The sequence below is a fragment of the Peptoniphilus rhinitidis 1-13 genome (assembly GCF_000246925.1).
GTDB classification, from domain to species: Bacteria; Bacillota; Clostridia; order Tissierellales; family Peptoniphilaceae; genus Peptoniphilus_A; species Peptoniphilus_A lacydonensis.
Genome location: NZ_BAEW01000005.1, coordinates 40,602 through 55,179 on the forward strand (window position 1 = coordinate 40,602; position 14,578 = coordinate 55,179).

Below are 14,578 nucleotides of genomic sequence, written 5' to 3' on the forward strand. Positions count from 1 at the left end.
TCACCTCCATCAATAATCCTTTAATTCCTCATCAACTGTCTTAGTAAGACTTGGCTCTTTAAAAGAATAGTTTGAAACTTCATTTATTATCGGACATTCCTCTGCCTTTGGATAAACTATCCTCCCATTTTTCATGTTAATTGGTGCATAAGCTGATTTTAAAATTTCTCCAGATTCCTTTGGATAAATAAATCCAACAAACATAAGCCCAAATCCCTTTGATGTGTCATCATAATATCCAATATCATTTTCATATTCTTCTTCAGTTAGAATATCAATATAACCCATACATTCAGACACCCCTAAAAATATTGGTCTTCTTCCACCTCTTCTAAGGGATCTTTCTGTTATAGATTCGTGTTTATTAAAATTTCTGTCATTTTTCAAATCTTCTCTATACTCATTCCATTCAAAATGAAATTTCACATAATAGCATACATCCGTCAAAAATGTATATGCACTAAGATCAGATTTATAATCTTTTAAAAGAAGTCTTATTCCTTGAGTATAGGATTCAATTTTATTCATTATTCTAACTTCGTCAATCACATTTAAAATTGTAGGTTTAAAATAATTTGCATCAATTATACCTTTCAAAACTTCTCCTGTAGGAATGTCATATGAAATTTTTTCTCCCCCACTCTTGCTTTCAGGAGCAGTAATTAATGCCTTTGCCCCGTAAATTTTTGCGTAAAAATATCTTGATTTATTCATAATTCACCTCCTCAAGCTTAAATTAAAATAACTTCCTTAATTTCATATTAATATGAAATTTTATTTTTGTCAACTGTTTTTGAATTTTAAATTTTTTATTTTTTTGATATAATAGATTATCAGCAAGAGCTGTGGATTGAAAAATATTTATATGGAAAATAGACCTAATTAATTTAATAGGTCTTTTTTCTTTGGTATTATAAAATCATCCCTCCAAGACTTTTAAAATCTAATCCAAATTTTTTATCATAATAAATCTCTGGCAAAATATACACTTCTCCATCTAATATTTTGTCGCAACTACTCACATCTTTTTCTCTAATTGCAACTGTGTGTCTATTTAATTTTTTTAAAATTACCTTTAATTCCTTTAAAATATTTACATCATAAGATTCCAAAAATTTCTCTTCCAAATCCCAAATTTTCTTAATTTCTTCCCTTGTTTCGTCATAGTTTACTATGGCTGTCTTCTGGTTTTCTTCAATAAGCTGAAATTTATTATATGCCTTCTTAAAAGATTGAAATAAATTTAAAATCATTTTTTCTTCTTGTGCATAAAGAAATCTATCTTCCAAATTTTTAATATTTTCATCTTTAGTTTTTAATAAATTGTCAATTTTTTCTGGATTTTCAGACAGCCATTCCAAAATAGGAGAAAAATTATCTTCATTTAAATTTGCGTATAGTTTCTCAAAATAGTCCTCAGTCAAGCACTTAAGATCAAAATTTTCTTCTACTTCTCCCAAAACAAATTGGCTGGCACTTTTTCTCTCATCGACACCTTTTAATAGAGATGACTTTTCTTCATTTTTGTCCAAATTTATTAAATAAGTATATGCAATTTCTTTCTTGCCCTCTCGATTACACCTTCCCATCGCTTGAATTACAGAGTCCATCCCAGTTAAAGACCTTATCACAAGATCAAAGTCCACATCAACTCCAGCTTCTATTAATTGAGTTGATATTACGCAAATTTTTTCATTATTTTTTAATCTTTTCTTTATCTCTGAAATTTTTTTGAGTCTATCATTGGCAGTTAAATTTGTCGTAAGATAATATAAATCTTTTTCATCATAATTTTCTTTTAACAAATCATATAGTTTTCTAACTACACTTTTTGTGTTTAAAATAATTAAATTTGACTTGTAAGGATTTTCCAGAACTAAATCTCTTATATCTTCTATACCATACATATCTCTAATATTTCCAAATATTTTTAATTTAGCCCTTTCAAAAACACTGCATTCATAATTTTTTAAGTCAATTATATCTTCATTTTTTCCATCTAAATCTCCATAAAAAAGTTTATGTTTTAAATAATTTGATGCATTTGTTGGTTGAGTTGCAGTGGATAACACAATAGTTACATTCATTACAACTTTCATAAAATTTAAAGCTAAATTTGTTAAATATAAAAATTCTGTTGGAATAGATTGCCATTCGTCCAAAATAATTACAGAGTTTATCATTGACTTAAATCTAGTTAAATTAGAAGATTTACCTTTGAAAATAGTATTGTAAAATTGCACTGTTGTAGTCAATACTACTGGAGATGTCCAATCATCTAAAAGATATTTCTTTCGAACCTTCTTTATTGAATCATCGATATCATCATTTGTCTTGCTATCATAGTCTTCGTCAATAATATTTGAGTGATGTTCAAGTATATAATCATCGTTGTCAAGCACATCTTTCATTTCCTTTGCATTTTGCTCAAGAACAGAAAGAAAAGAAGTTACATAAAAAAATCTCTCTTTATTTTGATAATTCATTTGATTAATGCCATATCTAAGAGATAATAAAGTTTTTCCAGCGCCTGTCGGAAGATCAAGTTTATAAATTCCAGTTCCGTCTTCCTTTGATCTATTTAAAATATCTTCTGCTATTTCATTTCTCACAATATTTAACTTGCCGTCTGGATTTCCAAAGGAAGCATATTTATTTTCTACATTTTTTTCAAAACTCTTAATAACTTTTTTGAGTTCTTCTTCATCTTTTTTTATAATTATTTCATCATAAGAATTTATAGTGTCCTTTATATCTGCTGATTTTAAAATTGAAACCAAAAGCCTTATCATCATGCCTTTATAAAAAAATAGAGCTTCATTACCTTCGCTAAATTTTGAAGAAACATTTTTTAAACTCTTTAAAATTTCTGCATATTCACAAAAACCTTTGCAAAATAAATCTTTTATGTAAATATTTTTTGATTCAAAAAACTTTTGTGAATCTTCATAAAATTCATCAATATTTAAAATTCTTTCATTATTAATTTTTTTATCTTTATAAAGACTATTTTCAATTTTTTTAATTCTATCAAAACTTGTAAAAACAAACTCATTTTTATCATTTTTTCTTACCATATCATACTGACCATGATGGGACATAATCGTGTAAATTAAAATATTTGCATAATCTCCCAATTCAAAAACTAAAGAAGAATCCTCATTTAAAATAGAAAATAAATCTTGCCAATTATCAAATTTTTTATTTTCAACATCTCTATTAAAGTCTTCATAAATTTTTAAAATAAAAAGTCCACCCAAAGTAGAATGATCCACTAAAGCATTGCTATTTTTAGTGATCTTTTCTTGAAAATCGTTACTTGCCTTTCCAATATCATGCAGAAGACCAATTAAAAAAGAAAGATTTGCCATGTGAACTTTCTCTCCAATAGCTTTGCATTCACAAGCAGTATTGACTAGATGCGAAAATAAATTTTGTTTTTTATTACCATCAATGTGTGCATATAACTTATCTAACATTTACTTCACCCTTGTAAATTATTAATCTAATTTAATTATATTGTAACCAAAAAAATATTCAATCTATATTAAAGATTTTTTAATTTTCTATATCTTTTAAAATAAAAAAATAAAGACTCCCATTGGAAGTCTTTAAGTCAAATTTTAATTATAGAACTGCTTGTGCTGCTGTTATAATTGCAAGTGAATATACTTCATCTTCTGAGCAACCACGAGATAAGTCATTTACTGGGGCATTAAGTCCTTGAAGAATTGGTCCTATTGCTTCAAATCCGCCAAATCTTTGTGCAATTTTGTATCCAATATTTCCTGCTTCTATGTTAGGGAATACAAACACATTTGCGTGACCTGCAACTTCTGAACCTGGTGCTTTTTTATTTGCAACTGATTCTACAAAAGCTGCGTCAAATTGAAGCTCTCCGTCTATTGCCATTTCAGGATTTTTTTCTTTAGCAATTTCTGTTGCTTCTGCAACCATTGTAACTCTTTCATGAGATGCTGATCCCTTTGTTGAGAAAGAAAGCATTGCAATTTTTGGATCCATTCCAAATTGTCTTGCTGTTTCATTTGAAACAAGTGCAACTTCTGCAAGTCCATCTTTGTCAAGGTCAATATTTATTGCACAGTCTGCCATTAAATACATTTCTTCATCTCTTAACATAATAAATGCTCCTGAGCATCTCTTGTATCCTTCTTTTGTTTTTATGATTTGAAGAGCTGGTCTAACTGTATCTGCTGTTGTATGTGCCGCACCTGATACAAGTCCCTTAGCTTTTCCCATATAAATTAACATAGTTCCAAAATAATTATGGTCTTTTAAAATTTCCTCAGCATCTTCTTCTGATACTTTTCCCTTTCTTCTTTCTACAAAAGATTTTACCATTGCATCTTTTTCATCATAATTAGCTGGGTTTAAAATTTCAAGATTTCCTAATTTTACTCCTTCTTTTTCTGCAAGAGTTTCAAGTTCTTTTTTATCTCCAAGAACTATTGGTTTAATATCTCCATCTTCATTAAGTCTAATTGCTGCTCTCAAAATTCTTGGATCATTGCCTTCTGGAAAAACTATTTCTGGTTTTGATGATCTTACACTAGCTTTCAAATTTTCAATTAATGACATAATGTCCCCCTTTTTTTATTCTAAATATATTATATCTCTTATAAAAAATAATTTAAAGTGAATAAGGTTTGAAATTTACATCTTCAATAACTTCATTCAATCTAACAGAATCAGCAACGAGTTTTGCAAGAAGATGATGTTTCATTGTGTGAATTCTTAGCACTTCAACACCTTTATATGAAGCTATTGTAGTAAGTGCAGCTGATGCTTCATCTCTATTTTCAAAACCTTCTTCATTATTCCCGTCTGCGTCAATATTATTTTCACTTAAAATATTTGTGATAAATCTCTTTCTAGAAACTCCCAAAAATATAAAACATCCAAAATCTCTTATTGTATCAATTTTATCAATTAATTTTAAATTTTCCTTTTTTGTAAGAGCAAATCCAATTCCTGGATCAAGCATTATTCTTTCTCTTTCAATTCCATTTTCATGAGCACGAAGAAGAGCCTTTTCAAAATACTTTTTCATAACTTCAACAATATCCATATCTTCAAAGGATTTCAATTCTTCTTCTGTAAAAGCACCTTCTCCACCAAAAGATGGAAAATTTGCACTACTTTTGTGTTTTGGCCTTGCAATTTTTGGATTAAACATTACAATTGCACCTACATCACTTTTACCAACAACTTCTGCCATTTTGGGATCACCCATAAATCCAGTTATATCATTTACAAAGTCGACCCCTGCTTCTATTGCAGCTTCTGCAACATCAGCTTTCCAAGTATCTATAGAAATTGGCACATCTGTCATCTCTTTTAATTTTTTTATAACTGGAATAACTCTACTTATCTCTTCTTCAACTTCAACATAAGTCGAACCCGGTCTTGTTGATTCTCCACCAACATCAATCATCCTAGCTCCAGATTCAATTAATTCCATTGCTCTTTTTACAGCTTTGTCCACTCCAAAAAATTTTCCACCATCAGAAAAAGAATCTGGGGTAACATTTATAATTCCACATAAAATTGTTTCCTTACCACTTTCTAAAACTTTATTTTTGTACTTACAAATTAATTCTTCCATTATTGTCCCATTCTCTCCATTTTTTTATTATTTCTAAACTTATATTAAATCAAAAAAGATTAAATTGCAAAATACTTGAGAACTCCATTCTCATCTTTTTTAACACCAGCTTTTCCTATTGCTCTTAAGTATTCAAGATGAGCATGAGCCTCTCCTGCTGCAAAAAACTTTTGTGTATTTGGGAATTCTGAAAAATCTTTTGCTCTCATATCCCAACTCATATTCATGGCAATATCTCTCACTGTGCACTCTTTATTTCTATTTAAAGTTTCAAAAGCTTCACCTATTCTCTTTTTGTGATGATTTTCTAGCTCATCGATTCTCTTTGGCACATCTTCTATTAAATCTCTGTGAGATGAATAAATATGATCAATGGGAAGATTTCTTAATTTTTCAATATTTTTTAAATATCTTCCCAAACTATCTCCCACTAGAAAATTCCAAAAAGTAATATTTGGAGTAATCTTTTTAAGAAGGTGATCTCCACAAAATAAAATCTTCTTATCTTTTTCATAAAGACCAACCATGCCAGGCGTGTGTCCAGAAAAATCCATTCCTGTAAAACTGAAATCTCCAACTTTTAAAGTATACCCCGGATTAAAAGAAATATATAGAAACTCATTTTTAGGTCTATACTTAAAGCCTGCATGCTCCCAAATTTTTAAATTATCTTCATCAAGACCTTGCATATGGGTTGTATACATGACTTCTCTCCATCTCTTAGAATTCGCATCAGCCATTGAAGACATCATTTTGTAATCAATATCTCCCATATAAATTTCCACGCCAAGTTCATCAGAAAACCAATTTGCAAGACCAGTGTGGTCAGAGTGAAGATGCGTTAAAAATAAAATTGTTTTATTTAAATTAACTTCCATATCCCTTATAAAGGACAACATTTCACTTTTTATCTCTTCAGTATTAAAACCTGTATCGATAATCATTGCTTCGTCTTTCGACTTTACCATATAAATATTAATACTTTTAAGCGGATTTCCCTTTAAAGGAATTATTTTACAAAAAATTCCATCCTGCAATTTTTTTATCTCAGACATATTTCCTCCCAAAGCTCAATTCATGTATAATAAATAAGAGGTGAATTATGAGCGATTTTTTATTAAAACTGTTCAAAGTAGAAACAATAAACAAACTACCTATTGACAAATTATACCCTATTATTGAAAACTTAGACGATGCCCAAAGAGCACTAATATCAAGTTCTTATAAAATTGATATTTCTAAGTTAAATGAAGAAGAACAAAATAAAATATTGCACGAAAAAATTTTATCAGAATTTGAAAAAACTCTTATGAACTTTGATGAAAAAGAGCATAAGAGTTTCTACGATTTTTATAACGGTGCAGTAGATTATTCAGACGAAAATGTATATGTAAACATGAAAAAATTTACAGCACTAGGCATAATGTATTTATTTCTATCAAAATCAGGAACATACTTTAACTTTGTAATACCAACAGAACTTACTGAAAAATATGAAGAACTTTTAAAGTCAAGTTGATAAAAATCTAGAAATATCTACTTGCTATTTCTTTTTTATTTTACTGATAATGACAAATTTCTTGTAAAGATAAATTATCATAACAAGTACAAAACAAAATAAACTCCTAACTAATTAAACCGCATTAATATATAAGAGATATCTTCTACTTAAAATCAAAGGATAAATATCTTGTAGAAAAAAATATTGCATATAATAATCCGAACATAACTAATAAATACTAAAATTAATAAGCTTTACTAAGATCAATTATTTTCAAAAAATTGGACAATAAATTTACAAAATAATAAAAGCTACAGAATTATTGTAAGGACAATAAAAATGGATAACATTGTAATTATTTTAATATTAATTTCGTTTATAGGAGTTATAGTTAGTATAACTCAAATCGTGAAGAATATATTGAAATTTCTAACATCCATAAATTTAACTACGCATATTGGGAAAGTATCGATAAGTTGAAACAACTAAACATAGTTGAATTTAGCACTAGAGAATAAACTATTAATGCTGTACATATTTCTTATGAAAAATGCAATACATAATCTGAGATTATAAAAAATCAAATTTTTATTTTATATATGCTCTATTTTTATCTCTTATTTAATTTAGTAACTTTTGCTTATAAAAATACTAAAACTATTAAGTCCCAAATCAATTAAAATCTTTACTAATTAATAGTAAAATCTATTAATTGTTTTTGAACTTTAATGCTTGTACTCTTCCTTTCTAAAACTCAACTTTCAATATAAAGCCTTTGAAATGCTAAAAGACTATAATAAAAAATGACTTATGTGAATGCTTCTTGATGAATGAATCTTCAGCATATATTATGAATCCATAATTACAAATACTTTTTATTAAATTTTTTTAACTTATAGCACAATTTTTTTATCTTTTCTTTCACACTAAAAGTGTAACCCTTCTTTCATTTATTTCTTTTGTCTTCAATAATTTTTTAGATAATCTTATCAGATTTTATTTATTTCTTTGGATATAACTGCTCTCATACCTGGTATCAATATGGTATCTCCACGTGGAACTATTATTTCTCCACTTGGACTTTCTACCATTATTATTAATTCATTTTTACCCACATCGATGTCTTTAACTTTTTTCCCTGCCCACTTGTGACTTTTAGAAATTTTTATCTCTAAAAGATCTTCCCCAGTTTTATCAAAATATGCTTCTCCACCTAATACAAGGATGTCACCTTCTTTAAGATAAGTATCTCCTCTTGGCACGATACTCTTTCTCTCTCTTTCAATTTTTGCAATTATTACATTGAATTCTATCTTTACATCTGATATTTTTTTATTTACCCAAGGAGAATTTTTTGTTACTTTAGTTTTTATAAATTCTAAATCTGTCTTGTCAGAGTAATAATTAAATGTTCTCAAAACTGTATCATCTGGATCGTACATATCTAATTTCTTTGTTGCAAAGGGAAGTGCTGTGCCTTGAATTAAAAGTGATATTATACAAATTACGAAAACTATGTGGAAAATGTCTATTGATAATTTTAGCCCGCTATTTACAACCATTATGGCAAAGGCAATTGCTGCTGCTCCTCTAAGTCCTGCAATTGAAATAAGTTTTAGCTGGTTTCTTTTCATTTTAAAGGGTGCCATAAGTCCAAAAACAGAAATTGGTCTTGCGATAAAAAGCATAAAAATTGCAATAATAAACCCAATTGGCAATACTCTTATTATCAAATGTATGTCTGATAAAAGTCCAAGAAGGAAAAACATTGCTATTTGAAAAATTGTTGAAAGCCCATCATAAAAAAATACTACATCTCTTTTTCTTTTAAACTCATGATTTCCAATGTAAATTCCTAAAATATAAAGTGCCAAGAATCCGTTGCCGCCAAAAAGAACTGTCACTGCATAAGTTCCAATCATAATAGTTGCAATAAATACAGAAAAAAGTCCATCTTCATCTATAGACAATTTCTCTATTATTTTTAAAAATATAAATCCAAGAAGAAATCCAAATATTAATCCAACAATTACTTGATTTAAAATTAAAAGTGGAATTGATACATTATTTCCTGAAAGTATTGACAAAAAAACCATTGTCATTGTATAAGCAGTTGGGTCATTTGAACCACTTTCTATTTCTAACAGCGGTGCTGTTGAATATTTTAAATTTAATTTTTTAGAAACTAAAATATTTGAAACTGAAGCATAATCTGTTGATGCTACAACAGAACCCAGTAGCATGGATTCCAAAAAGTTGAATTTCAATATATAGTGGCAAAAAAATCCAGTTATAATTGCAGTTAAAAATACTCCAACTGTTGCCAAAATTATTGACTCTCTTGCAGTAGACTTTCCCATGTTCCAGTTCGTTCCAAATCCGCCGTAAAACATAATTATCATAAGAGATATTGTGGCAATGTCTTCTGCAATTTTAAAATTATTAAAATCAAATCCAAAACAAGAAAAGATAACTCCAAGAGTTAAAAATAAAAGGAGCGATGGAAGTCCTGATCTATTTGAAATTCTTGTAGCTATAATTGCCAAAAAAAGAACTAGAGTTATTAGTAATAAATTCATAAATTCCTCTTCTTTCTAAAAAAGGGGCTGTAAAAACAGTCCCCATAACTATATTATAATTATACCATATTTAACATATGAGTTTATTATAATATTTTTATTTAATTTTAAATTCTATTTGCTGATTTAAATACATAAAATAATGCTGCCGTCAGTGCATAAAATCCAAGCATTACAAAAAACATTTTTTTATTTTTGCTCACAATTGCCATTATAAGTGTCAAAACTACAACTGCTATTGCAATAAAAATCTGTGCCATTCTAAAGGATTCATTTATTGCTCCTTGACTTGTTTTTATATATTGATTTGCCATTACTAAAACCATAATGGCAGTTACAAGAATTATTGTAATTTTTTCTAAAATTTTTAAAACCTTATCTCTATTCATTTTCATTCACATAAGCTTTTATACCTTCGCGCAAAATTTTCATGCTCTTCTTTAAATCTTCTGTGTTTAGTACAAAGGCAAGTCTAATCATTTGCTTTCCATCTTCTTGATTTTTGAAAAATCCTTTTGCTGGAGCAAACATAATAGTTTCTCCATCTATATCAAAGTTTTCAAGCATCCAAATTGCAAATTTTTCTGTATCATCAACAGGAAGTTTTGGCATTACATAAAAGGCTCCCTTTGGTTTTTTTACTGTGACTCCTGGAATATTAATTAGTTCTTCGTAAATTAAATCACGCCTTTTTTGATACTCTTCATTTACTTCTTTAAAATAACTTTCTTCGATATCATAAAGTCTTGCTGCTGCCATTTGTTCAATTGTTGGTGCTGCAAGTCTTGAATTGCAAAGTTTATTTATTCCATCTTTAAATTCTTCATTTTTTGAAGCTACTGAACCAATTCTTGCACCACAAGCTCCAAACCTCTTTGAAATTGAATCTATTAAAATTAAATTTTCTTCAATTCCCTCAACTTCTCCAAAGGATTTATATTTATTTCCATCATATACAAATTCTCTATATACTTCATCTGCAACAATATATAAATCATATTTTTTTGCAATTTTACAAATTCTTTCTATTTCTTCTTCTGAATACAATGCTCCTGTTGGATTCGTAGGATTTGACAAAAGAATACCTACTGTTTTATCGCTTATATGCTTTTCTATTTCTTTTTCTTCTGGAAGTGCAAATCCATCATTAGGATCCGTGTCAAAAGTTTCTATATTTATTCCAAGTTGATCAAAGGCTGTCATATAATTTGTGTAGAATGGATTTGTTGTCAAGATTTCTTCTCCATAATCTGCAATTGTTTCAAAGGTAAATAAAAGTGCTTCACTTGCTCCATTTGTTATAAATATATCATCAGCATCAAAATTTATATTTCTATTTTTATAATATTTTGCTGTTGCCTTTCTTAGTTCTGGAAGCCCTTGTGCTTGGGCGTATGGGAGTGCACCTTTCTTTACTGTCTTAAAAGTTTCATAATAGACATCAGGTACAGATACATCTGGCGCTCCAATATTCAATTCATAAATTTTTTTACCATTTTCCTTTGCCTTTCGTTCATAAGGAATTAATTCTCTAATTGCTGAATATCCTACTTTTTGAATTCTGTTTGATAATTTCATTTTTCTCCCCTTTTCCATAAAATACTTACTGCCATCTTAAATCTGGTCCAAAAAATCTAATTGGAACAAATTTTTGGAAAACTCTTGAAAAAACTCGATCTGTATAAGTTTTCGAAAGTTCTTTGGGCGACAAATTCGTAGAGATCAAAGTTTTTTTGCCACGCAAGAGTCTTGTGTTTATAATATTAAAAATTTCTGAAGTTGTAAAAGAATTTACAAATTCAATCCCAAGATCATCCACTATTAAAAGATCTGCTTCAAAGTATAAATTGTATTTGTCATTATCTTTATTCTTAAATTTTCTGTCTTCCATTGTCTTTAAAATCTCGTAAGCTGTCTGATAGATAACTATAACATCTTCTTTTATAAGTTCCGCAGCAATACAGTTTAATAAGAAAGTCTTTCCCTGTCCTGTTGGACCCCAAAGAAGTAAATTTAAATCATTTTTTTCATCAAAAGTTTTTATATAATTTTTGGAAATCGCAAGAATATTTTTCATATTTTCCTTTGGCGACATATTAAATTTATCATAAACTTTTTCAGAAAATACATTTAAATCAAAGTTGTCAAAATTTTCTCTTTCCAACATATAGGAAATGGAACTCATATCATAAAGCTCTGATACAATTAATTTTTTGAGACAGTGACACTTTTCTGTAGTTTCTAGATGAACTTCATCTTCTATTATTCCAGTGTCATGACAATCCTTGCAAGTGTAAATATCATCAAGGTAATCTCTAGGATACCCCCTTTTTTCTAAAAAATCCATCTTTTTTAACTTTAATTTATAAATTTTTTCCGATTCTTCTATGGATTTATCTGAATCAGGATTTTTTATCTGTTCAATTGATGCTTTTAGTGCAATATCTCTTATTAGTGCATCCATTTCCCTTATCTCTGGAATCTTTTTGTAAATTTCTCCTACTCTTTTTTCATGAGTTTCTGCATTCTTTCTCCTGAGATTTTCATAATAATTACTTATCTTTGTGGTAAGTTCCATAATCAACACCTAACTTTTTAAAGCCTTCTTTTTGCTTTCTCATGGCGACATCATTTAACTCTTCTTCAGAATATTTGTCAGTTATTTGTTTAAAATTGTGAAATGCTGTGGGCTTTTTCTTTTTTTCTTTTGATCTTTTTCTTCAATTTCTTCCACAGAATTAATATTTAAATCCTTCCACCTCATTAAAATCGCATCAACATACGCCACATTTGGTTTTGAAATTTTAGAAGTTCTGTTGCAGGCTGCAAAAATTAAATCCTTTGAGAATTTAAATTCGTCAAACCACGAATTAATAATATTAAAATCCGCTTGACTAAATTTTTTGTCCACTCCAATATATCTCATAACTTTTTTGTATCTATAATATTTTACATCATGTTCAATATAGGATTTCTCCACATCTTCCATAGTCCTAATATTTTCTTTTGACCAATTTCTAACAACTTTTTCAACATAGGAAATGTTGTAGATTCCCTTTATCTCCGTAGTATAAAAAAAAGCCTCTTCAATTAAATCTGCAGGCATATTGTAAGATGTGATCCAATTTATAATATCAATCTTTTTCATTGGAGCAATTGGCTCTCTCATAAGAAATTCAACTCTTGTCAAGAGATTTGCATAAGTCGGATTTTCTACAATTTTCGAATATCCTCTATCCTCTTTTTTCTCTTCTTTTAAATTGTAGACATTATTTATATAAAGTTCTCTTAAATTTACAAACTTTATTTTCTCATCTTCAATCTCAATTATGCCCATTTTTTTCCAATATTGCCAAGCTCTTTTTACATCTGACTCTAAAATCCCAAGGTAATCGGCTATATTTTCATTTGTAATATCTTCCCTATTCTCCTTTGCAAATTTATATCCTAAAATATAAACTTTTACAAATTCTCCATTGGCTCCTGGCATAAAGTCATTTATAAAAATATTTTCAAAGGAAGTTTCTCCCAAATCATATTTATTTTTCTCAAGTAAAAACATTTTTCACCAATCTCTTTCAAGGTTCAGTTCCATTTTAGTTGCATAATTAAAAGTCTTGTTTAAAATTATTTTAAAAGAAGATTTATTTTCTATAAAATCTTCATTATCTTTATCGTACTCTCCATTTTGGAATAACATTAAAAATTTATATTTTTCTTTAAATCCAAGGCTTTCGTAAACTCTTATCGCCCTTTTATTGTAATCCGCTACAAAAAGAATTATCTTTTTAAATCCTCTATCTTTTGCATAGTCCAAAAATTTTTTTAAAATATCTTTTCCAAGTCCTTTATTTATGTAATTAGGATCTAATACTATCCCCAGTTCTGCCGTCTTTAAAATTTTATTTATATTTTTAAAAGACATATATCCAATTATTTTATCTTTAAAAAGAGCAACATAGTATTCTGACATAGGTTTTTTAGTTTTCCAATTAAACCAATCTACTACTTCTTTTTCGCTCTCTTCAATAAAATTGTAATCTAAAAATAAAATTGAATCATGTCTTGCCCAATTTTTAAAAGTAAATACGTCTTCAAGCTCCATCTTTCTAAAACTAAGATATGATAAATTATCCATAAGAAGCCTCCGTAAAGATTATTATATACTATTTTATCTCGTCTATAAAGATTTATAATCTTTTGAATTTTTATTATAAGATAAAAACTTTTAATTTTTTCACTTCGAAATAATTATTTTACTTTTAAAGAGTTGTATAAATAAATTTTTTACATTATTCAATTCTTTCTAATTTATGTTAAAATAAAGTAAGGTTAATAAAAATTTTTATACAAATCGTAACAGGGAGAATTTTATGAGAAAAAATGAAAATTTAGATGAAATTGATATCGAAATTTTAGAACTCTTGAGAAAAAATGGAAGAATGAGTCACGAAGATATTTCTAAAAAATTAAATCTTACTAGGCCTGCTATACACAGAAGAATTTACAAAATGGAAGATGCTGGCTTTATCAAAGGTTATAAAGTTCTTGTGGATTGGCAAAAAATTGGATACAATGTGGACACTTATGTTTTGGCAAAGGTCAATACCAATGATTTTAAAAGCCTCATAGAAGAAATAATGAATATAAAAGATGGGAAATTTAAAATCTTTGAATGTTACAGAGTAACTGGTGAACATTGCATTATGCTTAGAATTAAAACTATTAATACTTCAGATTTGACAAGATTTTATGATATGATTTTAAAAATAGACGGAATACTTGATACAAAAACTCTTTTAATCTTGTATTCACAAAAGGGGAATGACGAAATTTTTACAAGAGTTGATGAAAATTAACAAAGGATGGTTT

Annotated in this window: 13 protein-coding genes; 2 read left to right on the plus strand and 11 right to left on the minus strand. The window is 28.2% G+C overall.

The genetic code is table 11. The features are described 5' to 3' along the window. Window positions 1-9: 9 nt before the first annotated feature. The 5 genes from cas5c to RH95_RS04710 form a co-directional block, all read right to left on the minus strand. Window positions 10-714, minus strand: coding sequence for a type I-C CRISPR-associated protein Cas5c (gene cas5c / locus RH95_RS04690; protein ID WP_010245164.1), 705 nt, complete (start codon window positions 712-714; stop codon window positions 10-12). A 197-nt stretch (window positions 715-911) separates the two neighbouring features. Beyond that, window positions 912-3,479: a CRISPR-associated helicase/endonuclease Cas3 gene (locus tag RH95_RS04695; RefSeq protein ID WP_010245167.1), complete on the minus strand. Its 2,568-nt coding sequence runs from the start codon at window positions 3,477-3,479 to the stop codon at window positions 912-914. Between the two features lie 148 nt (window positions 3,480-3,627). Continuing rightward, window positions 3,628-4,599 carry a phosphate acetyltransferase gene (pta, locus tag RH95_RS04700; RefSeq protein WP_010245169.1) on the minus strand — a complete coding sequence of 324 codons (972 nt, stop codon included), beginning with the start codon at window positions 4,597-4,599 and terminating at the stop codon, window positions 3,628-3,630. A 52-nt stretch (window positions 4,600-4,651) separates the two neighbouring features. After that, window positions 4,652-5,626 (minus strand): dihydropteroate synthase, encoded by a 975-nt coding sequence (gene folP / locus RH95_RS04705; RefSeq protein ID WP_010245171.1) that lies wholly within the window; start codon window positions 5,624-5,626, stop codon window positions 4,652-4,654. Window positions 5,627-5,685: 59 nt separating this feature from the next. After that, window positions 5,686-6,681 carry an MBL fold metallo-hydrolase gene (locus RH95_RS04710; protein ID WP_010245174.1) on the minus strand — a complete coding sequence of 332 codons (996 nt, stop codon included), beginning with the start codon at window positions 6,679-6,681 and terminating at the stop codon, window positions 5,686-5,688. Between the two features lie 47 nt (window positions 6,682-6,728). Between RH95_RS04710 and RH95_RS04715 the strand changes: the two genes are divergently transcribed. Then, window positions 6,729-7,145 (plus strand): hypothetical protein, encoded by a 417-nt coding sequence (locus RH95_RS04715; protein ID WP_010245177.1) that lies wholly within the window; start codon window positions 6,729-6,731, stop codon window positions 7,143-7,145. A gap of 971 nt (window positions 7,146-8,116) precedes the next feature. Here the strand turns inward: RH95_RS04715 and RH95_RS04720 are convergent. The 6 genes from RH95_RS04720 to RH95_RS04745 all read right to left on the minus strand — a co-directional run bounded on the left by RH95_RS04720 (window position 8,117) and on the right by RH95_RS04745 (window position 13,844). Next, window positions 8,117-9,706, minus strand: coding sequence for a potassium/proton antiporter (locus RH95_RS04720; protein WP_010245181.1), 1,590 nt, complete (start codon window positions 9,704-9,706; stop codon window positions 8,117-8,119). Window positions 9,707-9,813: 107 nt separating this feature from the next. Continuing rightward, entirely contained in the window at window positions 9,814-10,095 is a 282-nt protein-coding gene (locus RH95_RS04725) for a hypothetical protein (RefSeq protein WP_010245184.1), read from the minus strand. After that, complete coding sequence (locus tag RH95_RS04730) at window positions 10,088-11,284, minus strand: pyridoxal phosphate-dependent aminotransferase (protein WP_010245187.1); 1,197 nt, start codon at window positions 11,282-11,284, stop codon at window positions 10,088-10,090. The genes RH95_RS04725 and RH95_RS04730 overlap by 8 nt, the downstream gene beginning before the upstream one ends. Window positions 11,285-11,309: 25 nt before the next feature. Beyond that, on the minus strand, window positions 11,310-12,284 hold the full coding sequence (locus RH95_RS04735) for an ATP-binding protein (RefSeq protein ID WP_010245189.1): 975 nt from the start codon (window positions 12,282-12,284) through the stop codon (window positions 11,310-11,312). Window positions 12,285-12,365: 81 nt separating this feature from the next. After that, the gene (locus tag RH95_RS04740; RefSeq protein WP_010245192.1) at window positions 12,366-13,268 is read right to left on the minus strand and encodes a DnaD domain protein; all 903 of its coding nucleotides are present in this window, start codon (window positions 13,266-13,268) and stop codon (window positions 12,366-12,368) included. Between the two features lie 3 nt (window positions 13,269-13,271). Beyond that, window positions 13,272-13,844, minus strand: a complete 573-nt coding sequence (locus RH95_RS04745) for a GNAT family N-acetyltransferase (protein ID WP_010245201.1) — start codon at window positions 13,842-13,844, stop codon at window positions 13,272-13,274. 235 nt (window positions 13,845-14,079) lie between these two features. Here RH95_RS04745 and RH95_RS04750 point away from each other — a divergent pair, with 235 nt between their 5' ends. Then, window positions 14,080-14,565: an Lrp/AsnC family transcriptional regulator gene (locus RH95_RS04750; RefSeq protein ID WP_010245204.1), complete on the plus strand. Its 486-nt coding sequence runs from the start codon at window positions 14,080-14,082 to the stop codon at window positions 14,563-14,565. Window positions 14,566-14,578: the final 13 nt, after the last annotated feature.